Source organism: Oceanispirochaeta sp., assembly GCF_027859075.1.
Taxonomy (GTDB): domain Bacteria; phylum Spirochaetota; class Spirochaetia; order DSM-2461; family DSM-2461; genus Oceanispirochaeta.
This window is the reverse complement of the sequence record NZ_JAQIBL010000014.1, coordinates 1-19,214: the sequence shown is the minus strand read 5'-3', so window position 1 is coordinate 19,214 and position 19,214 is coordinate 1. Positions and strand designations below refer to the sequence as shown.

Annotated in this window: 20 protein-coding genes; 5 read left to right on the top strand and 15 right to left on the bottom strand. The window is 42.0% G+C overall.

What is annotated here, in order from left to right:
• Nucleotides 1-102 precede the first annotated feature (102 nt).
• Both PF479_RS00975 and PF479_RS00970 read right to left on the bottom strand, forming a co-directional pair.
• Complete coding sequence (locus tag PF479_RS00975; RefSeq protein ID WP_298001319.1) at nucleotides 103-468, bottom strand: response regulator; 366 nt, start codon at nucleotides 466-468, stop codon at nucleotides 103-105.
• A gap of 58 nt (nucleotides 469-526) precedes the next feature.
• Entirely contained in the window at nucleotides 527-1,477 is a 951-nt protein-coding gene (locus PF479_RS00970; protein ID WP_298001317.1) for a DHHA1 domain-containing protein, read from the bottom strand.
• 142 nt (nucleotides 1,478-1,619) lie between these two features.
• Here PF479_RS00970 and ylqF point away from each other — a divergent pair, with 142 nt between their 5' ends.
• The gene (ylqF, locus tag PF479_RS00965; protein ID WP_298001315.1) at nucleotides 1,620-2,480 is read left to right on the top strand and encodes a ribosome biogenesis GTPase YlqF; all 861 of its coding nucleotides are present in this window, start codon (nucleotides 1,620-1,622) and stop codon (nucleotides 2,478-2,480) included.
• Between the two features lie 4 nt (nucleotides 2,481-2,484).
• Here ylqF and nuoB read toward each other — a convergent pair whose 3' ends face one another.
• From nuoB to PF479_RS00910, 11 genes are all read right to left on the bottom strand, one after another.
• Nucleotides 2,485-3,252: an NADH-quinone oxidoreductase subunit NuoB gene (nuoB, locus tag PF479_RS00960; RefSeq protein WP_298001313.1), complete on the bottom strand. Its 768-nt coding sequence runs from the start codon at nucleotides 3,250-3,252 to the stop codon at nucleotides 2,485-2,487.
• Between the two features lie 15 nt (nucleotides 3,253-3,267).
• On the bottom strand, nucleotides 3,268-4,800 hold the full coding sequence (locus PF479_RS00955) for an NADH-quinone oxidoreductase subunit C (protein ID WP_298001311.1): 1,533 nt from the start codon (nucleotides 4,798-4,800) through the stop codon (nucleotides 3,268-3,270).
• Nucleotides 4,797-5,888 (bottom strand): proton-conducting transporter membrane subunit, encoded by a 1,092-nt coding sequence (locus PF479_RS00950; protein ID WP_298001321.1) that lies wholly within the window; start codon nucleotides 5,886-5,888, stop codon nucleotides 4,797-4,799. The genes PF479_RS00955 and PF479_RS00950 overlap by 4 nt, the downstream gene beginning before the upstream one ends.
• 345 nt (nucleotides 5,889-6,233) lie before the next feature.
• The gene (locus tag PF479_RS00945) at nucleotides 6,234-6,875 is read right to left on the bottom strand and encodes a hypothetical protein (RefSeq protein ID WP_298001309.1); all 642 of its coding nucleotides are present in this window, start codon (nucleotides 6,873-6,875) and stop codon (nucleotides 6,234-6,236) included.
• A gap of 4 nt (nucleotides 6,876-6,879) precedes the next feature.
• The gene (locus PF479_RS00940; RefSeq protein ID WP_298001307.1) at nucleotides 6,880-7,791 is read right to left on the bottom strand and encodes an NADH-quinone oxidoreductase subunit H; all 912 of its coding nucleotides are present in this window, start codon (nucleotides 7,789-7,791) and stop codon (nucleotides 6,880-6,882) included.
• Nucleotides 7,792-7,874: 83 nt separating this feature from the next.
• The gene (locus PF479_RS00935) at nucleotides 7,875-9,890 is read right to left on the bottom strand and encodes a proton-conducting transporter membrane subunit (RefSeq protein ID WP_298001306.1); all 2,016 of its coding nucleotides are present in this window, start codon (nucleotides 9,888-9,890) and stop codon (nucleotides 7,875-7,877) included.
• Nucleotides 9,887-10,594 carry a PTS sugar transporter subunit IIA gene (locus PF479_RS00930; RefSeq protein ID WP_298001305.1) on the bottom strand — a complete coding sequence of 236 codons (708 nt, stop codon included), beginning with the start codon at nucleotides 10,592-10,594 and terminating at the stop codon, nucleotides 9,887-9,889. Before PF479_RS00930 ends, PF479_RS00935 begins: the two co-directional genes overlap by 4 nt.
• 144 nt (nucleotides 10,595-10,738) lie before the next feature.
• Nucleotides 10,739-12,706, bottom strand: a complete 1,968-nt coding sequence (locus PF479_RS00925) for a GNAT family N-acetyltransferase (RefSeq protein ID WP_298001303.1) — start codon at nucleotides 12,704-12,706, stop codon at nucleotides 10,739-10,741.
• Nucleotides 12,703-13,272 (bottom strand): HDIG domain-containing metalloprotein, encoded by a 570-nt coding sequence (locus PF479_RS00920; protein ID WP_298001301.1) that lies wholly within the window; start codon nucleotides 13,270-13,272, stop codon nucleotides 12,703-12,705. The genes PF479_RS00925 and PF479_RS00920 overlap by 4 nt, the downstream gene beginning before the upstream one ends.
• Before the next feature lies 1 nt (nucleotide 13,273).
• Nucleotides 13,274-14,980 carry a sulfatase-like hydrolase/transferase gene (locus tag PF479_RS00915; protein ID WP_298001299.1) on the bottom strand — a complete coding sequence of 569 codons (1,707 nt, stop codon included), beginning with the start codon at nucleotides 14,978-14,980 and terminating at the stop codon, nucleotides 13,274-13,276.
• Nucleotides 14,981-15,231: 251 nt separating this feature from the next.
• Complete coding sequence (locus PF479_RS00910) at nucleotides 15,232-16,626, bottom strand: MFS transporter (RefSeq protein ID WP_298001297.1); 1,395 nt, start codon at nucleotides 16,624-16,626, stop codon at nucleotides 15,232-15,234.
• A gap of 299 nt (nucleotides 16,627-16,925) precedes the next feature.
• Here PF479_RS00910 and PF479_RS00905 point away from each other — a divergent pair, with 299 nt between their 5' ends.
• The 3 genes from PF479_RS00905 to PF479_RS00895 all read left to right on the top strand — a co-directional run bounded on the left by PF479_RS00905 (nucleotide 16,926) and on the right by PF479_RS00895 (nucleotide 17,965).
• Complete coding sequence (locus PF479_RS00905) at nucleotides 16,926-17,321, top strand: type II toxin-antitoxin system RelE/ParE family toxin (RefSeq protein WP_298001295.1); 396 nt, start codon at nucleotides 16,926-16,928, stop codon at nucleotides 17,319-17,321.
• Complete coding sequence (locus PF479_RS00900) at nucleotides 17,308-17,586, top strand: helix-turn-helix transcriptional regulator (RefSeq protein WP_298001294.1); 279 nt, start codon at nucleotides 17,308-17,310, stop codon at nucleotides 17,584-17,586. Before PF479_RS00905 ends, PF479_RS00900 begins: the two co-directional genes overlap by 14 nt.
• 85 nt (nucleotides 17,587-17,671) lie before the next feature.
• Nucleotides 17,672-17,965: a HigA family addiction module antitoxin gene (locus PF479_RS00895; protein ID WP_298001292.1), complete on the top strand. Its 294-nt coding sequence runs from the start codon at nucleotides 17,672-17,674 to the stop codon at nucleotides 17,963-17,965.
• Nucleotides 17,966-18,038: 73 nt separating this feature from the next.
• Here PF479_RS00895 and PF479_RS00890 read toward each other — a convergent pair whose 3' ends face one another.
• Entirely contained in the window at nucleotides 18,039-18,449 is a 411-nt protein-coding gene (locus tag PF479_RS00890) for a putative toxin-antitoxin system toxin component, PIN family (protein ID WP_298001290.1), read from the bottom strand.
• A gap of 1 nt (nucleotide 18,450) precedes the next feature.
• Entirely contained in the window at nucleotides 18,451-18,732 is a 282-nt protein-coding gene (locus PF479_RS00885; protein WP_298001288.1) for a type II toxin-antitoxin system Phd/YefM family antitoxin, read from the bottom strand.
• 339 nt (nucleotides 18,733-19,071) lie between these two features.
• On the opposite strand from PF479_RS00885, the gene PF479_RS20690 reads away from it, so the two are divergent.
• Nucleotides 19,072-19,214, top strand: a 143-nt coding sequence (locus tag PF479_RS20690; RefSeq protein WP_367277190.1) for an RHS repeat-associated core domain-containing protein, incomplete at its 3' end; no start/stop codon positions are given.

The following is a 19,214-nucleotide window of genomic DNA, read 5'->3' as shown; positions in this document are numbered from 1 at the left end:
GAAAATATCAGCTCATAATTTTTATCACTTAAAGAATCTTTGATTAATTCCCTAATTTCAAAATGATCATCTGCAATTAAAATTTTTTTCAAATAAATACCTCTAATCAATTAATTTTTTAATACAATCAATAAAATCTTTATGGTAAAAAGGTTTCGATAAAGTTTTATCAACACCGAAGTTTTCAGCAAGACTAAGATAGTTCGTCGATCCAATTCTGCCTCCACCGGATATTGCTAAAATTTTGGTATCAGGACTTTTGGCTTTGATTTGAACAATAGTCTCAATTCCTTCCTGATTGGGCATAATAATATCTGTAATGATTAAATCGAATGTCTCTTTATCGATCATTTGAAGCCCGACCATTCCATCCTCTGCAAGGACGACAGTATGTCCTTCACTTTCAAGCATGATGTTTATCAATTCTCTGATATGCACATCGTCATCTATAACCAGGATGTGAGCCATTTTTACTCCAATAGTTGTTTATATTATAGATTTTAATGTTTTGTTTTCCAATTGTAAATCATCTGGAAATAATTGTGATAATTTTTTTAAACATAAGATCGGGTTTGAAAGTCTTTTTATTATTTATGATTCCGCCTGCCATCTGTTTGTGTCCTCCCCCTGATCCGATACCTAAGACAGCTTCTTTCATTACTTCAGCAGCATTAATTTCTGGAGATTCATTTCTGAAAGAGATATTTATTACCTGATCATTATTAGCAAAGAGGGCTGTAAATTTTATTTCAACAAGAGAGAGAATGAAATCGCCAAGTATTCCTAACAAATTCTGATTGCATTCATCATTTATATAACAAAAGGCGATATCACCTTTTGTTTTAAGATTTGAGATGACATTGGTATAAAATCTAAGATCATCCAAAGTCAGATTATTTAAAACCATGGAATTAAATTTTAATTTATCAGCCTGTTTGTAAAGTTCTGTATAGGCTGTAACATCCATGACACTCACGTTTCTTGTCATACTATCTGTATCTCTAAATAATCCCGTTAAGAGTACTGTTGCCGCAACTTCAGGTATCTTACGCTCCATTTCAATGAAATAAGAAGTTATAATTGATGAACAAGCACCCGTATCGGGTTGAATATCAACAAACTCAACATCATCGGGCTCTTTGCCTGTATGATGATCTATTACGGCAATTTCTTCACCGATTAAATCTGTTACATTTTTATTCCTTTTACATCCATCAACGATGATGATTTTATCTGTTGCAAACATTTTATATTCACTGGTCTGACGTATATCAATTGATAGTTCGGAAATCATTTTATTCAAAGCCGTTCTCTGGATGACTCCATCAAAAATAATATTTGCGGTAATTCCCTCCATTTTTAATAATTGTTGAAGACCGAATGCCGATGCGACAGCATCGGGATCGGGAAAATTATGAGTCTGTATGTATATGTTTTCTCTTTCCGTTTTAAGTTTCTGAATCAATTGTTTTATCATATAGGCAAACCTCATTATCAAATATATCTCTAATTTACCAATAGTTATACTATTTCTTTTAGAGTTAAAAACATATATAATGCGAAATATTGTATAGAAAAGCGTGGGACCCCATGAATCTCGCCTAAGGAAGAATTTTAAAATGAAACTAATTCAGTGGTATCCCGGTCATATGCATAAGACTCAGAGACTGATAAAAGAAAACTTGAAAAAAGTTGATGTTATTATTGAAATCCTTGATGCCAGAATTCCGGTTTCAAGCAGTAATCCTATAATTGATGATCTGACAGGGGATAAACCCAGACTGGTTGTTTTAAATAAATCTGACCTTGCTGATGCGAAGGTCACTGAACTGTGGAAAAAATATTATTTATCTCTCGGTGAAAACAGACTGCCCGTGGCTGTTTCGTCAAAAACAAGAGACAATTTAAACGCCATAATAAAAGGGTGCAAAACATTGAGTGTAGGGGCTAAATGGTTAGAACGAAGACCGATTCGAGCCATGATTGTCGGGATACCTAATGTCGGGAAATCTACCGTTATAAATGCTCTGGCAGGAAAGAAAAAAGCTGCCGTTGGTAATAAACCGGGAGTCACGAAAGAAATGCAGAGATTAAATGTTTCTGATAGTCTTCAAATTTATGATACACCGGGTATTCTGTGGCCCAAGTTTGAAGATCAGGATATAGGATTTAAATTAGCCTTACTGGGATCGATAAAAGATACGATTCTTGTACTCGATGAAATATCCATAAGAGGTCTTGAATATATGGTTCAGAAATATCCTGAGCGCATTAAAGAGAGATATAATATTGAAGAATTCCCAAATGAGACTATTCAATTAATTGAAATGATAGGTAAAAAAAGAGGATGCCTCGTTTCCGGTGGCGGTATTGATTATGAAAAAGCAATTAATCTATTCCTTCTAGATTTACGGGGGGGGAAACTCGGTACATTTTCATTGGAATTACCGGGAGAAGAAAGAGGATTTTTCAGTATTTAATTGTTTATTCATTTTCTATTCTGCCTAAAAGCCTTAATAAACCATCTAATATCGTTAGAGGATGAGGAGGACATCCGGGGATGTATAAATCCACCGGTAGGCTCGATTCCACTCCATTGTTTACCTGATCCATATCGATATAAGGACCTCCTGCAATGGCGCAGGAACCTACAGCGATCAGAATTTTGGGTTCAGGTATAGCATCCCAGGCTTTTTTAAGGGCTATTTCCATATTTTTTGTCACCGGTCCGGTAATTAGAATTCCATCGGAATGACGGGGCGATGCCTCCAGTTTTATACCGAATCGCCCCATGTCCCACCCGATGGTTCCCAACACATTGACATCGGCTTCACAGGCATTGCAGCCACCGGCACTGACCTGCCGTAACTTTAAAGAATGACCAAAAAGTTTTTTCATTTTCTTTTCCAGCTCTTCAGCCAGTATGATTTCTTTCAGTTCAGTCGTAACAATAAGATCCTCTCTGTTCCTTACAGAAAGTCTATAATCCTTTGAAAATGAAATTGCTTTTTCAGGGCATGCCTGAAAACAGTCTGTGCAGAATAAACATTTCCCCAAATCTAGTCTTTTGGATTCCGTTTCAATAGCACCGACGGGACATATCTCTGTACAGATCTTACATAAAGGATCGCATTTCTCTGTATCAAAAATCAGACGGCCCCGAAAGCGGTCCGAAAGAGCTGGAGGAGCACCTTTGGGAAATTTCATGGTTCGATGACCTTGTTTTATTCGTGTAAGAATTTCTTTGTACATTTCTTTTCCTTATTTTTATAGATCATGTCCACAATAGGATAGATTAAAGCTTTTGTTGCATAAGGGGAAATCAGAGATTTCCTGATTTCGTAAAGCCTGTGCCAATCCCTGCCAATTATGAAAAGAAGGATCCACTATCTTGTATCTTGCAAAGCTGCCATTTTCATCGGTAAGAGCAACGTGGCATATTTCGCCACGCCACCCTTCATTCAAAGCTATAGATAAACTTAACGGGTTCAATTTTTCAGGTAAAACCAGAACGTCCCCTTTCGGTAGAGTTTTTAGCTGGTTAATTATAAAAGAAATTGATTTTTGGATTTCCATCCACCGGACATAAGCCCGTCCAAGAACATCTCCCGACTCATAGATTGATACGGGTATTTGTGAAAACCGGAAAATACCATTGGGATGAGTATATCGTACATCTCTCATAATCCCTGAAGCTCTGGCTACGGGACCGACAAGTCCCATTTCAATTGCAAAGTCTTCTGAAATAGGGCCGGTATCTGTGAAACGCGCCATAACAGACTGATTATCCCATAAAAGATTTATAGCATCAGTAATCTCTTTATTACAAATACCTATACGATGAAGTATTTCCCCCACATCCTGTTGATCAATATCAAAACCCACCCCACCGGGAAGAATAAATCCTCTTCCAAAACGATTCCCGCAGAGGTAAGCTGTCAGGTTCAGGAATTCACCTCGTAGACGACCACAGAAACTGGATGTCGGCAGAAATCCGACATCTCCCGATAAGGCTCCCAGGTCTCCCACATGATTGGCAAGGCGCTCCAATTCCAGAGCAATACCCCGGAGAGCCTGAGCCCTTACAGGTTTCTGAGTATGGGAAAAAGCCTCATAAATTTGGCAGTATGAAATTGAATGACCAATAGTTGTATCTCCGGCAAGAGTCTCCATGAAATGAAGAGATCTTGAATCGGGACCTGTCTCCATCGCTTTTTCAACACCACGGTGTTGAAAGCCCAGGGCAATTTCCAGGTGAAAAACCTGTTCACCATGACACTGGAAGCGATAATGTCCCGGTTCTATCACTCCGGCGTGGACAGGACCGACAGCAACTTCGTGAATCTGCTCTCCTTCAATCCTATAAAAATCTCCTACAGCAGGTAGTATCGGTTCATTTTTGTTTCGGTTCCATGCATCCATTCCGGTCCAGGAATGGCAATAGCGAACAGGTTTAAACCAGGGATGTCCAATGGGGATAATTCCGAATTGTTCAGCTATTTCACGCTCAAATAAATGAACCTGTGGACAATGGGGTGTGATAGAGGGAAATTCTGTACCACTGATTATTGTTTTACCTACATTCAGCCGATTAGATTCATCATCGGCTAAAATAACATACAAAGCTGTTGAATCAGCATTATCTGTTTTTGCCCCGAAAAAAGAACTGACTCTCTGGCCTTTATCAACGGCATCGATAATAGTCGCTGTAAAAGCGGTTATATCACATATAGGGATTTCATTTATCAGAATGGAATCCCCATTGGTCATAACAGCAAGATTTTCATATATTTGTTTCATACTTTGTTCTCCAGAAAGTTTGCCGCATTAAAAAGCATTTTTTGAAGGAACTCCGGTATATATAAACCCAACAGCAAGACAATAGCCATGAATGCGAGAACAGGAGTTATGGTTAAAAAGCTATCATGATAGCCTGTTTCTATTATATTCTCAGGAACTTTTCCCTGTACTACTTTTAATACGGTAATACCCATACCGATAAAGACCAGTAAAAGAAAAGACAGAAAAAGTGAACCTGCAAAAATATGATTATGAGTAAAAGCGCTGGTAAGTATTGAGAATTCACTGACAAATGGAGAAAATGGAGGAGATCCGGTCACAGCAAGAAACCCGGCAAGAAATAAAGATCCCGATAAAGGTAATCTCCGCAGTGCTCCTCTTACCTGATCAGTGTTTTTACTGGAATAAGCCCGGTGAATATTTCCTGCAGAGAGAAATAAAACACCTTTAGTCATAGCATTATTGATTACATGGAGCAATGTAGCATAAAGAGCGGGAGCACCTATACCCAACCCAAGTGCAAGGATTCCCATATGTTCGACACTGGAATAAGCGAGCATACGTTTAAAGTCCTTTTGGCTCAACATAAAAATACCGGCAACAGCCATGGAAAATAAACCCATAAATATGAGTAACTTTGACATAAAAGCACTTTCTCCCGCAGCATTACATATTTGATACATACGCAGTAAAGCCAGGAAGGCTCCACTTGTAATTCCCCCGGCAAAAAGCCCCCCTACAACACCGGGTGCTTCTCCATAGGCATCGGGTTTCCAGGTATGCATCGGCGCCAGTCCCATCTTCGTGCCATATCCGACAAGTATAAGAATAAATGAGGCCTTAAGCCATGGTTGAGACAATTGGGGGGCGGTTTTTAATAGAACTTCAAAAGTCAGGCTTGCTTTCATCCCTCCCTCCATGGAGGAATAGGCAAGAAAAAAAGTTCCCAGAAGAGCTAATGCGATACCGACCGAGCCCACAAGAAGGTATTTCCAGGTAGCTTCAATACTGCGCGGCGTGTGATTAAAATAAATCAGCGGAGCTGTAACAAGGGTTGTTCCCTCTATGGCCACCCACATTAAACCCATATGATGTGCCCAGATTGCAAGACTGATCAATCCAAGAAAAGCCAAGAGACAGGCTGTAAAAAAGCGATTGGATAGTTTCTGTCTCAGTTTAAGATAACCAATAGTATAAAATGATGAAAATAAGAACAGTATTGTTATTGTTATAAGAATAATTATGCCGACGGGATCAAGAACCAGCCATTTAGATTGACTGCCCCATTCAGGGTGAAGAATGACAATGACTGTAGCTGTTGTATGAACAATCGCCGTTATCGGCAATAGCCAGGGGCGCAGAGAATTGGAAGGAATGATTAAAGCCAGACCTGCCATAAGTAAAGGGAAAAAAATGAGGATCAACGCCATGAATTACTCCTTAAGGGCTGAGAGCATGCGCGTATCCAATGAAGAAAACGCGCGATTAATATGATTTGTGATTATGGAAACAATGAAAATACTGACAAATAGGTCTAAGAGCATACCCATTTCAACAACCAGGGGAATGGCTTCAATCAGAAGCAGACTGAATATGTATATCCCGTTTTCCAATAAAAGATACCCCAAAACCTGTGAAATGGCTTTAACCCGGGTTGTTAATAAAATAAAACCTACAAATATGACCGAGATAGACGTGGGAATTATGAGAGATAAGTGTGATTGGTCAACAGGATTTATCCGGCGATATACCAGAAAAACGACAGCTGTTAAAACAGCACCGATAATGGTCGAAGGTAAAAGGCCCACAAGGGGTTCTACCTCCCGTTTTATCTGAACATCGCGAAGCGCTTTTTTCATAATTCCCGGAATGACCAGACCTTTTAAGGTGATGGCAGCCAGAGAAGAGAGGATTACCGAAAAGGTCAGATGGGAATGAATCAGAAGTGGTAGAATCCCTAAAAGTATTCCCTGAAAAGCAACGATCCGGATAACAGAAAGGAGACGGCCGTTTCCCAGGGCAAAAAGATTAAGGGTTAAAATAATAACAAAGATTGCATTTAATAATTCATTCATTTTTTTACCTCAAAAGTAGAATAAAAGCTGATCCGCAAAGAAGGACTGCGGCGATTAATAAAGATGGAACACGGGGCATCTTAAGCCTGGCAATACTCGATTCAAGAATCCCGACGATGACCGATAAGCCGATCATCGCCATGGTAAAAATAAACCAGTTGAGCCATAGAGAGTGAGTATAGGCAGGTATGATAATATTTAATAAAATCGAACCGAGGAGGAAGAGTTTTAACGAAGAGGCGTATTCAATAATTCCCAGTAAGGGACCACTATGATCGAGGATCATAACTTCATGAATCATGGTGAGCTCCAGGTGTGTATTGGGATCATCCACAGGTATACGGCTGTTTTCCGTTAAAAAAACAATGAAAAGACCGATAGAAACCATTACCAGGGGAGCTGTACTTCCCGGATAGATAAGTGAATCGAAATTACTGCTTAACATGCCTGTGAGAGTCAGTGAACCGGAGAGTTTAACCAGAACCAGAAAAGCGAAAAATAAAGCCGGTTCGGTCAAAGCTGCAAATGTGACTTCTCTGGAGGCTCCCATCCCTTCAAAAGCAGAACCCGTATCAAGTGCAGCCGTGGTTGTAAAAAAACGGGCCAGGCCGAAAAGATAAGCAAAGAGAAGAAAGTCTCCTGTAAAAGAGAAAAGAGCCGGAGAACTCCCCAGGGGCATCAATGTTCCTGCTGTCAGAACAGCTGAGAGGGTGATGAGGGGTGCAGCACCGAATATCCAGGTGGTTGTACTGCTTATCACCATACCTTTGCGCAAAAGCTTGAATATATCGTAATAAGTTTGAAAAAAAGGAGCTCCTTTGCGTCCTGCAAAAAGTGCTTTCGTCTTATTGATAACACCGAGTAAGAATGGTGGAAAAATCAGAAATAAAGCAAGGTGGATAATAAGATTGATCATTAAATGCCTCCTATTCCGCTAAAGAGGAATAATACAATGGTAATTACAACATTTCTAAATCTCATAGATTCATTTTTAAAGAATTATCTTGACATTAGGCTGGATATGATTTGTTCAACCGGAATCAACGTAGATAGCAGAATTACTACAGCTACAAGTATATAAAAAAGATAACTTTGAGTTTTTCCCTGCTGGAAACGATTAAACCACTTCAGTGTTTTTCGAAAAAACAGGAATCCCGGAATGAGAGCCCGATCCAGAGTAATTTCATCGACATGACTTTTCATAAAGCTCTTTGTCGGGAATATTGCCCTAATATCCGGATCATGGGTTTTCGGCTTGAGTATCCCTGTGAAAAGGAGAATAAGTGATTCTGCGAAAGATGAAGCCGTGTATTGCATTTTCGGTCCGGGTTTTGCATATCCGCAATCCCAGGTACCAGCTGTTTGGGCATTCTTTTTTTTGAATGCGAACATCCATAAAGCCATTATAGAAAAGATCGATACAAGACTTATTGAAATAAACTGCAAGGCAGAAAAAGGAACCAGAGATGCCAATTTGACTGTATTGGTTAAAGCCCATTCTGCAGGAAGCCATGGGGCGATCACTTTGTCCAGTATGGGAACCACAAGTGCAGGAGCCAACCCTATGAACAGACAGAAGACAGCCAGTACAATCATGGGTAAAATCATGCTGAGAGGGACTTCTTTAGTATTTTCCGGTATTTCTGACCGTGGAAAACCTAAAAAAACAGAACCATAAACTTTTACAAAACAGGCTACAGCCAAAGCTCCTATCATGGCTAAAACAGGGGCGGCGATGATAGCGATTGAACCGGTATTCCCCGGGATTGCCAGGGTCCGGAATAATCCCAGGTAGATAAAAAATTCACTTATAAAACCATTTAACGGTGGTAATCCACTGATGGCTACTGCGGCAATAAGAAAAAGTCCTGCAGTCCAGGGCATGAGTTTTGCCAGACCACCCAGTTTATCTAACTGGCGTGTGTGAGTTCTGTGCAGCACAGATCCCGATCCCAGAAACAAAAGCGATTTAAAAAGACTGTGATTCCATACATGCAGTAAACAGCCTGCCATACCCAGAATAACCCATACCGGATGATGGTAACTCCTTCCCAGCATGGCCAGCCCCAGACCCAGTAGGATAATTCCGATGTTTTCCACACTATGGTAGGCAAGAAGACGTTTCAGGTCATGCTGCGCCAGGGCAAAGACGACTCCCATAAGTCCGCTTACAGCCCCGGCAATGAGAATAATTCCTCCCCAGAGTGGGGGAGGAACCGGGAGGAGTGAAAGCATCCGGATAATTCCGTAAATCCCCATTTTCAGCATAACTCCCGAGAGTAAAGCCGAAATGTGACTGGGAGCATTCGCATGAGCAGCGGGAAGCCAGAAATGTAAGGGCATAATACCGGCTTTCAGACCGAAACCGATAAAGGATAGAATAAAAAGGATATTTATTGTAAGAGCCGATACGTTTCCTTCCTGTATCGGTATAAAGTCAAATGACCCGCTTGTATATCGCCATAAAAGAAACATTCCAAAAAGAACAAGTGTACCCAGGTGTGTAGCCATCAGATAGATTAAACTGCTTTTCCGGCATTCTTCCTGATCATCTTCGGCAGACATCAGGAAAAATGCCGCCAGAGCCATAGCCTCCCATCCGAATAGGAAGGACAAGGCATGCCTGCTTATAACCAGTAGAGACATCCCTGCCATCAGGATTCCCCAGAAATTATGGATCATGACAGCTGTACGCTTGTTCTTCTCTTGAGGCCAGTACCCCAGTCCGAAGATAGACCCCAGACTCCCGATCAGAAAGATAGGAACCAGAAAAAATGCACTAAGAGGGTCAATTCCCAATAAAGGATTTTGTTCTGCCTGCCAGGGAAAGAAATAAAGAGCATTATCGGGATAAAAAAAAGTGAGACCGACCCCGACTAGTCCTGACAAAGACCCGAGACAGATAAGAAAAACAGAAATTCTCTGCCCCCAAACTGATGAATGAGATAGGAAAATTCCGGGTATACCGCTTATAGCTATTATAGAAATTGCGATGATGATTAAAGAAAATATCATGGTTTAACCATCATTTCTCCTGTTCTCCGCTTTGGTATACAGGCTTCGGATATTGAAAGAAGGTTAAAGATTTCCTCCGGCTCAGCTTGTCTCATCAATGCATCTTTAAGATTCTGGTCATGAAGGACAAAGCTGATTCTGGAGAGTATGTGTAAATGAGCACGGATTGTCGGACTGATAAGGGTGAAAAATATGTTCACAGGTTTACCATCTAGAGCATGGAAATCTATGGGATTCTTCAGGAAACAGAGATTGACAGATGGTGTTGTAACATGCAGCACAACCGGGTTCCGAACATGGGGTATGGCGATTCCATCTCCAATACCGGTAGAACCCATTTTCTCCCTTGTAAGCAAAACCTGGAAAAGAAATTCTCGATCTACATCCCGGGGTAATACCAGGGTATTGACGATTGACCGCAGAACTGTCTCGGGATCATTGCCATTGATATTATAATTTATACCACCTTCTCTCAGGGTATCTGTTAAACTGGGCAGGCTTATATTCTTTTTATCATCATTCATAAATATATCAGATGATACTTTTATCTGCTGACTTGTTGCCCATTCCAGTATTTCAGTGCGGTTAAAATAATATTGGTCATTTATATTATGAACTGGAATAAAAGACTGTTTAATCCATTGGTGTATCGTTTCTTCCGAAACATTCAGTATTTGAGCCGTTTCTTTTACCGATTCTCCCATGAATATCTCCCTGTGACAGATTTAAAGGTTTTTTTGAATATGATCAAGATTTATAAGAAGTATAAATATTTCGAACAAATATAACTTTAAACATTATATAAGATTGCAAAATTTCGAACAACCTTGAAGAGATTAATTGTGACATTAGTCAGCGGCCGCAAAGAAATTCTGAAACTCATCATCTGCAAGGCGGGTGTATTTTATAAGCTCCTCATCGGTACATGTGGCCATGTCGTCAAAGGTGCAGCTGGCATCGGTATCTATGTCTTCGCTATGCCTCATATAGGTGGTTTGATACAGGGATAATTTCTTTTGCGGATGGATTCCCATCTCCAACAGTCTCTGAGCCCCCATTCTGATCAATTTGAGTTTGTTTATCAGATCTTCATGGGATTTGACCGTCCAGACCCCTAGAAATATGGGTTTGTTATCGTTGTTCATATCCCCTATGAACTCACCTCTCAGAAGTTCTTCCTTTTCTTTCCCCAGATAGGGTGCAAAATCAAGATGTTCCGCCAGCTTTCTGTCTGTGGCCCGAAAATCGCCATTCTCCGGATCCAGGGTAAATATAATAATATTCTCATAGGCCTGGCCGTAACTCTTGAACATGGCCCCTCTGAAATCATTGTCTGTGGTGACCAGCCTTAACTTGTCTTTCCGTAATTTTATCTCCTGAGAAATTTCCAGGAGCCATGTTTTCATGTTGTCATGTTCACAGCGGAAGGCAAGCACCTCTTTTTCCAGGCTTTCCCAGGACAGGGCTCCCTCTATATAGGATAAAATTGTTCGGTATACATTTCTGATATTATGAAATTTGCTGAATTTGAGTATGAGGTCAAAGAGGAATATTTCCATTTTTCGGAGCTGCCAGATGGAGGCAATGATGGCATTCCGGTCGGCTCCCTGATACATGTCCGGTTTTTCCCAGAGGACTTTGAATTCATTGAGCCGTCTGTCCATACGAACGTACCATTTATTCAGCTGGCCCGATACTTTTTCGAGTCTGATCCGCCAGGTAGTTCCCTTGCCCGGACGGCTTGTGACCTCAATATTGCCGGCCCCGAAGGTGGCAAAGATCTGACGGGTACCCATTCCTTCTCCTGTTTTTTTCCCTTTGGTGGTTCTTCCGACAAATGCAGGAATGCCCTTGGAGTTTTTGACTAGTTTTTCTTTGGGAATTCCCAGGCCGTTGTCTTCCAACTCCAGATAGATATTCTCTTCCTCCCGGTACAGGGAGATGCGGATTATCCCTGTTCTTTCTGTCTCTGCTATGGCATCCAGGGCATTGGATACCATATTGACCAGGGCACGTCCCATGTTTATAAAAGATCCGGGAACAAGAGCCGCTCTTGTTTTCAGTTCAAGGTGCAGCTCACAGGGAGCCGTGGAGGCATCTATGTAGGGAACAATCCGCTCCAGGATGACTTCCTGCAAATTGACATTGTGGAGGATCTGCATGTTATCCCTGAAGGAGTTCAGCATGTTCACCATGGTCGTGGTCTCACGGTTGATGTCTTCGATGATTCTGTCTGCATTATCCACTGAAAGCATGTCTACCATGTTAGACATGAGGCGCAGGGTTTTTCTGGCGTCGTGTCTGGTTTTTCCGATTTCCTCGGAGGCAGCAGGGGTGAGGGAGTCCTTTTTCTGTCTTTCAATGATCAGGATGTCATGTTTGTCAGCCAGCAGGTGGCTGTAAACTAGATTTCTGTACACCATGGGTTCACCCTGGCGGAAGCCTTTGTTCTGGAAAAACTCGATGGTATCTCCCTGTTTTTCCCAGATATACAGATAGACCCTTCCATTCCCGGGAATCCTGGACGCCAGGTATTCCACAAAGGCCGTCCCGATTCCCCTTCCTCTTCCAAAGGGGCTGGTTACCAGTTTATAAATATGGAAATTGCGGTTATTCCGGTCGGTATAGACCTGCATGTACCCCAGAATTTCACCTTCATCCAGCCAGACACAGCTATATTCCCTGCTTTTTTCAATATCCGGATCTCTGATATAGGGAGAGGGGATTATGAATGTATCAATATTGAGAAGAGGGTTTCTTATGACCTGTTCTTCAATGGCCTCGGTGAAGGGTTGGATATTGGGGAAATTATTCATTCAATCCCTGCCAGACCAATCTCAGCAGCGGCTGTTTTCATGCCTTCGATGGTCATGGCTATGAGATCTGCGGTTTCCATTTCCAGAAGAGCGGCTCCTTTTTCAATGATGGACCTGTCTACTCCGGCAGAGAATCCCTTTGTTTTCCATTTTTTTTTGACAGATTTTACTTCCAGATCAAGAATACTTTTTGACGGCCGTACAAGCACTGTGGCCGTTATAAGCCCTGTGAGCTCATCGATGGCAAAGAGGACTTTTTCCATTTCATGAACCGGCTCTACTTCGCTGCAGATGCCCCACCCGTGGGAGACCACCCCATGGATGACCTCTTCGGGCCAGTCTCTCTCCCTGAGAATCTCTGCTGCTTTTAAGCAGTGTTTCTCCGGGTATTTTTCATAATCCAGGTCATGAATCAGGCCGACGATTCCCCAGAAATCGGGATCATGGCCTCTTTGTCCGGCGGCGTAACGCATCACGGCTTCTACAGAGAGGGCATGGGTATACAGACTCTCGCTTTGGTTGAATTCCTTGAATAATGTGAGGGCTTTGTCTCTGGTCAACTGCATTTTATTCTCCCGGGTTGTGCTTGGCTTTTAGTTTTTTTTCCTTTTCAAGGAGGTCTTTGATCTGTTTATCCTGGAATCCGCCCTCTTTTTGCCAGCGCTCAAGGTCCAGTTGTTCCAATTCTACCAGAGGCTCTTTTTCGATACACTTCAGGACCTCATCCATAAAATTGTTCATCCTGGATTTTTCTCTTGGATCCATTATCTTGTTCTGGAAGACCGGAAAGGAGGGAGAACGGGGTGACTGTTTTCCCGTGTCTTCCAAGGCCACAAAAGTCTCTTCATTCAGGCAGCCTTCCGGGCCCCTGAGCCTTTCCTGCTCCATGAGTATCATTTTCAGCTGGTCCCGAACCGCCAGGATCTCTTCATTATGAGAGCTGTACAGGAGGTTCCGGCTCTCGGCCGAGTCCTCACTCAGGTCGAACAGTTCTTCCCGTCCCTCCCGGTAGTAGTAATTGTACTTGTACTCTTTAGTTCTGAGTGAGATCCAGCGCCTTATGCCTGAACCATATTCCACATACTGGAAGTTTCTGTCTTTTTTTCTTTTGTTTTTCTTCACCAGAAGGCTCTCACCGGGAAGCTTGGTGGCTTTATAGGAGATCTGAATCCCCGCAGCATCCAGGATGGTCGGCATCACATCATTCAAATCGACAAAATCCGTGTTCTTTTCTCCCGGATCTATCACATCGGGGAAGCTGAGGATAAAAGGAATGCGTGTACAGCTATCATAGGGCAGGCCTTTGGCTATTGTTCCGTGATCTCCCAGCATATCCCCATGGTCACTGACAAAAATGATCAGGGTATTCCGTCTCTGGTCTGTGTCTTCCAGGGCATCCAGTATCCGTCCAATGTTGTAATCCACCTGGCTGACAGAACTGTAATACTGCTCTCGGTATCGTCGGACCCATGGGGCTGGAATATTCCGGAATTGCCTTGCATTTTCATCGGCTCCAGGACTAAGGGGGGTCGTAGACTTTAAGGGTTCCGGGAGTTCCTTCTCTTTGTAGAGATGAGCAAAACGGAGTGCTGGATTTTGAGGAGGCCGGGGTGAAATCCAGCTGACCTTCATCAACCAGGGATGCCGGCCTCTGTTGGTCTCCAGAAAATCCATTGCCTTGTCGGCAACCCAGGAATCTCCTTGATGCTGCTCTGGAAGCAGGGGGCTTTGGGGAACATACTGAAGCAGGTTTTCACAGCCATGGATATTTAGTATATGGCCCCATCCCTGCTCTTTCAGATACAGGGCATAGTCATCTTCTTCCCTGAAATCAGGATGAGACTCCATCAGATGAATCTTATCATACCCTCTGTGCCTGCGGGGGGGGACAAATTGATTTTTGCCGATGGAGATCGTTTCATATCCATGATCTGACAGAAGCTGGGGAAAGGTATAGATCCAGCCGGGCATGCCGAAGTTTCTGTTGTTTTCGGGATATCCATGGGTTTTTCCTGTCAAACCAGTCAACAGATTGTGCCTGCTGGGCATCCCGTCGGGGATGGGCGTAAAGGCATGGCTGTATATTCTTCCTGAAGCAGCCAGACGGTCCAGATGGGGGGTGTGCATGAAATCGGCACCTCCCGCCTTGATGGTGTCATGGCGCTGCTGGTCTGTCATCAGAAGAAGTATATTAGGTCTTTTCTCACCCTTTTCGGCATTTTCCTGATCATAGGGAATGGCTGAAAGTGTATCTTCTTCACGGGAATTATCCATGATGTACTCCTGTATCAGCCCTGCTTCGGCCTGCGGGTTTTCATCCCGGAGGCCGAAACAGGGTATATAGATACTATAATACAGGAGAGGGATACTGGGGAGGGTTTTTCTGCCCTAATTTTTTAACTTCCCCCTTGTGTCTTCTCTGGGAAGCATCAGGGCCCTGGGGTATGACAGCCTGATCAGAAGCAGCCGTGAAAAATCCAGGCTGTGCCTTTATCACAGCAAGGGCTATCGCCCGGCTGATTGAATTAACTGAAACTTGAGTCCTTCTGTTTTTTCATCATAAAGGGGAAGCTGACGAGTCCAATAAAACCGGCGGCGTAGACTCCCAGCCAGCCGCTGTGCCTGTAGTTTCCCCAAACTTTTTCCAGCATACTGAATCCCCAGGGGCCGAGGGCACTTCCGGCTACCATAAAGCTCATGGCCATTCCTGATATGGCTCCCAGATGCTCCCGTCCGTATAGCTTTGGCCAGGTGACCGATGAGAACACTCCGAATAAGCCTCCGGAAATACCGAAGCCTCCGATCAGAAGAGCCGCTGCACCAGCCGTATAGGGGAGGGTCAGTGCATAGGCACCTGTCATCATAGAGAAAATTGCCAGATAAAAGTGATACTTCAAATCAATAATATCGCTGAGCCAGCTCCCCAGGAATCGAAAGGCCAGGGATATGAAGGACAAAGGCAGGAAAATGGCTACAGCCTGGGCAGTTGTTTTCCCCTGGGATTCGAAAATGGAGGTGATATGAAAGGTGAAGCCTGTATTATACATTGACCAGAAAAAGAGGATCAGAATAAAGCACCAGAGCTTGGGGTCCCGTCTGGCTTCCTGCAGAGTATAGGACCTTTGCGGGGCCAACTCCTTTCTTTTACTGCCTGTCTTTATTTTGAGACCCTCTTCCATCTCGATGCCGCATTCTTCAGGGCTGTCCCTGAAAACTGTGAATATGAAGGGAACAATCAGAATGATCATGACAACTCCCATGATCATCCAGGAACGGTCCCAGCTTGATAAATCGATCAGACCCTGAAGAACCCGGGGGGCAAAGGAAAATCCAAAGGAAGTAAAGATTCCCATAATGGCCGCTGCAAATCCTCTATGAGCCTCAAACCAGCGCATCACCATGCCCCGGGATACCAGTGTCAGAACTCCCTGTCCGAAGAAACGGATTCCGAAAAATCCAATGATCATAAAGACAAAGGCTATCTTTCTTGAAGAAAATCCCAGGAGAGCCGATACGGCGGATGTGATAGGAACGGATCGGGAAAGCATCATGAGGCACAATCCCAGTCCCAGGGCTGATCCTGCCGCGGCAATTCTGGCGCCAAAGCGGTCGTAAAAGATTCCCGCCCGGGTCATCACTAAAGAGCTGACAAGGGTCCCGACCATATAGGCTGTTGATATTTCGATGCGGCTGAGGTGCAGGTTATCAATCAGATGGTCCGTGTAGACCGAAACACCCATGGTTTGGCCGGGAATACTGAAAAGGACTCCCATGGCACCGGCGAATAATATGACCCAACCGTAGTAGAAAGGAACTTTCCGGGGAGAGAAGGGAATATGCCCCGGAACCATATGATTTTTTTCTGTCTTGATAAGGAACTCCTTGAAACGATGCCCAGTATATAGACATTCAGATTTCATTTAAATCACTTATCCCATCAAAATGACCACTTCTCATGATTTTAGGATTTTATAGAGACTTGAAAACCCTATCTATAATTATTATTCCATCATAACCCCGAGGCTCAGCGCAGGGCTGTTTTATATTTGATACATAAATTAAAGCTTTATTCCCAAGTCATCAAAAAGTTCATCAGAAGAACTTTAAGAACTTTTATCCTCATTGAATGCTTTGATAGTGTGTTTTTTCATCTTTGTGCCGTTTAAAAAGAGTGGAGTCCAATAGTATACTTGCTCCAACATCATATCTGATGTACAATATGTTTGTGAAAGAGAATTGGAAGATCATTTACTATGAAGATGTAATAGGGAATTCAGAGGTTTTTGATTTTCTAGATACACAGAAATTAAAATCTAAAGCAAAGATTTTTAGCTGGTTATCTGTTTTGGAAGAGAAGGGTCCACTTTTGCCCCGACCCTATGCTGATTTATTAAAAGATGGAGTTCATGAATTAAGAATTAAGCTTACTGGGAATCAAGTACGTATTTTGTATTTCTTTTGTTATAAGGATTTTATTGTTTTAACAAATTGCTTTAATAAGAATACAGACAAAGTTCCTGAGAAAGAAATAATAAAAGCTAAGAAATGTAGAGAAGATTTTTTGAATAGAAATAGTGAGAAATCACTCAAGGAGGAATTCAATGAGAACCTTTAAAAGCCACTTGGAAGAGTCTTTGAAAGACCAGAATTTTGAGGCAGAGTATTTAGAAGAAAGAAAGCTCTTGGATTTGTCTATAATGATACATGATGCTAGAGAAAAATCTGGATTATCACAAATAGAAGTAGCTCAGAAAGCTCATGTTACGCAACAGCAATTATCTAAAATAGAGAACGGAAAGAATTGTAATATGATCACCTTTCTCAAAGTATGTAATGCTCTTGGACTTGATTTCAATTTTTCACAGAAACCCGCTGTATAAAAAGTTTCCTTTCATGGTTATAGTCTGAGTGAAAGAGAGTTCTCCTTCTGAAGTAGTAATAATAGATTATCATTAGGAGCTAAAGATGAACAGAATACCTGATATTACACCCGGTGAGATCCTGAATGAGGAATTTCTTATACCTATGAGTATTACTGCGTATCGGTTATCAAAAGATACAAATATGCCAGCCACTCGAATATCTGAAATCTTAAAAGGTCGGAGAAAAATTACTGCTGATACAGCACTAAGATTCTCTGCTTATTTTGGTAATTCAGCAGAATTCTGGTTAGGAATACAAGATGAATTTGACTTAAGAGTCGAAAGACTGAAAATTCAAGATGACCTGAAAAAAATCCCACATGCAGTAGCATCATAAAGCACCGAGATACCTGAAGCAAAGTATATCAGGTATCACCTGCATGAGCCCCGGGCTATGACAGGTACACCGGTTACTTTTGATCGATTTTTGTCTTTTGATATAAGGAAATAAATACTGCAGGAGTAACAACCATTGGATCTTTTGGAAAATGTTTTGTATTTCCTGAAATGATATAAAGTGCATTTCCCGACTTTGCTACTTCCCAGAATATCTTATCATCTGGATCAGGAAAATCAATAAATGAGGGTTCCGGTATAATTGACTCACTCTCAATTTTTATGAAATCCAGGAGAGGATTTATAGATTCATCTCTAAACTTGAATTTAGGGTGTCTTAATACTTCGGAATACTCAGATATTATTCTTGTATCAATAATCAGTTTGATCCTTTTATTGATAATGAGGTTTAAAACCTGTGCCGGGAATCCATTTGGATTTAAAAGTCCAGATATAAGAACATTTGTATCAAGAACAATATTCATATTAGCGGGATTTTCTGGTATTTGAGATTTCAGCTTCAATTTCTTCTATAGATAGTTGAGATAAATTATTCCGAATTGATGATAACTGCATTTGTTGAATCGCAGATTGAGCACGAGCTGTTCTAACAGCTGTAAGTGTTTGTTCCAGGTCGTTTTCCCCTAATGGAGTAATTAAGGCTATCGGCTTTCCATTATTTGTTAGTATTAGTTCCTGTTCCTCAGGAAGAGACTTCCATATTTTTGCTGGTGTTGTTCTTATATCTCGAACTGTTACAAATTTCATTTTGATACCTCAGTATTAAGAGTACTACATTGTCACCCAGATGTCTACGTTTCCGAGTCATGGATGCCGAGGAATTTAATCATAAAAAATCACAAGCCAGAAATTGCCTATTACCTTCAGAAATATATGAAGACTTGTGACCCGGAGGGTTGGCATGTGTTCTTGATTTCAAGAACCATGACAAAACAAGTTTTGCCGCCAGGCCGTAACGAACCATATATTCCATATTATTAGGATGTTTCTGGCCTCATCAGAAAAGCCTATTTAAAAGAAATGGATGGCTTTTGAAATCCTATTCAGTATACACTCATTCCCCAATAAGTATGATAGTATTTGACAATGCTTAATTGTCAGACATCAGCAGCTAAAAGGTCAAATTCAGGGACATATTACTATAACGCCAGATGGTATGATGCCGGGACGGGTAGATTCATCAGTGAAGACCCCGCGAGGGATGGTAGTAACTGGTATATTTATACATC

Excerpts from the sequence above, each read along its gene's own strand:
- PF479_RS00935 (WP_298001306.1), bottom strand. The coding sequence starts at position 9,890 with ATGATATTTTCTTTAATCATCATCGCAATTTCTATAATAGCTATAAGC.
- PF479_RS00920 (WP_298001301.1), bottom strand. The coding sequence starts at position 13,272 with ATGCAGTTGACCAGAGACAAAGCCCTCACATTATTCAAGGAATTCAAC.
- PF479_RS00970 (WP_298001317.1), bottom strand. The coding sequence starts at position 1,477 with ATGATAAAACAATTGATTCAGAAACTTAAAACGGAAAGAGAAAACATA.
- PF479_RS00945 (WP_298001309.1), bottom strand. The coding sequence starts at position 6,875 with ATGAATGAATTATTAAATGCAATCTTTGTTATTATTTTAACCCTTAAT.
- PF479_RS00975 (WP_298001319.1), bottom strand. The coding sequence starts at position 468 with ATGGCTCACATCCTGGTTATAGATGACGATGTGCATATCAGAGAATTG.
- PF479_RS00900 (WP_298001294.1), top strand. The coding sequence starts at position 17,308 with ATGAGAACCTTTAAAAGCCACTTGGAAGAGTCTTTGAAAGACCAGAAT.
- PF479_RS00955 (WP_298001311.1), bottom strand. The coding sequence starts at position 4,800 with ATGAAACAAATATATGAAAATCTTGCTGTTATGACCAATGGGGATTCC.
- PF479_RS00940 (WP_298001307.1), bottom strand. The coding sequence starts at position 7,791 with ATGATCAATCTTATTATCCACCTTGCTTTATTTCTGATTTTTCCACCA.
- nuoB (WP_298001313.1), bottom strand. The coding sequence starts at position 3,252 with ATGTACAAAGAAATTCTTACACGAATAAAACAAGGTCATCGAACCATG.
- PF479_RS00895 (WP_298001292.1), top strand. The coding sequence starts at position 17,672 with ATGAACAGAATACCTGATATTACACCCGGTGAGATCCTGAATGAGGAA.
- PF479_RS00930 (WP_298001305.1), bottom strand. The coding sequence starts at position 10,594 with ATGGGAGAATCGGTAAAAGAAACGGCTCAAATACTGAATGTTTCGGAA.
- PF479_RS00905 (WP_298001295.1), top strand. The coding sequence starts at position 16,926 with ATGTTTGTGAAAGAGAATTGGAAGATCATTTACTATGAAGATGTAATA.
- PF479_RS00925 (WP_298001303.1), bottom strand. The coding sequence starts at position 12,706 with ATGAATAATTTCCCCAATATCCAACCCTTCACCGAGGCCATTGAAGAA.
- PF479_RS00890 (WP_298001290.1), bottom strand. The coding sequence starts at position 18,449 with ATGAATATTGTTCTTGATACAAATGTTCTTATATCTGGACTTTTAAAT.
- PF479_RS00885 (WP_298001288.1), bottom strand. The coding sequence starts at position 18,732 with ATGAAATTTGTAACAGTTCGAGATATAAGAACAACACCAGCAAAAATA.
- PF479_RS00910 (WP_298001297.1), bottom strand. The coding sequence starts at position 16,626 with ATGAAATCTGAATGTCTATATACTGGGCATCGTTTCAAGGAGTTCCTT.
- PF479_RS00950 (WP_298001321.1), bottom strand. The coding sequence starts at position 5,888 with ATGGGTTTAATGTGGGTGGCCATAGAGGGAACAACCCTTGTTACAGCT.
- PF479_RS00915 (WP_298001299.1), bottom strand. The coding sequence starts at position 14,980 with ATGGATAATTCCCGTGAAGAAGATACACTTTCAGCCATTCCCTATGAT.
- ylqF (WP_298001315.1), top strand. The coding sequence starts at position 1,620 with ATGAAACTAATTCAGTGGTATCCCGGTCATATGCATAAGACTCAGAGA.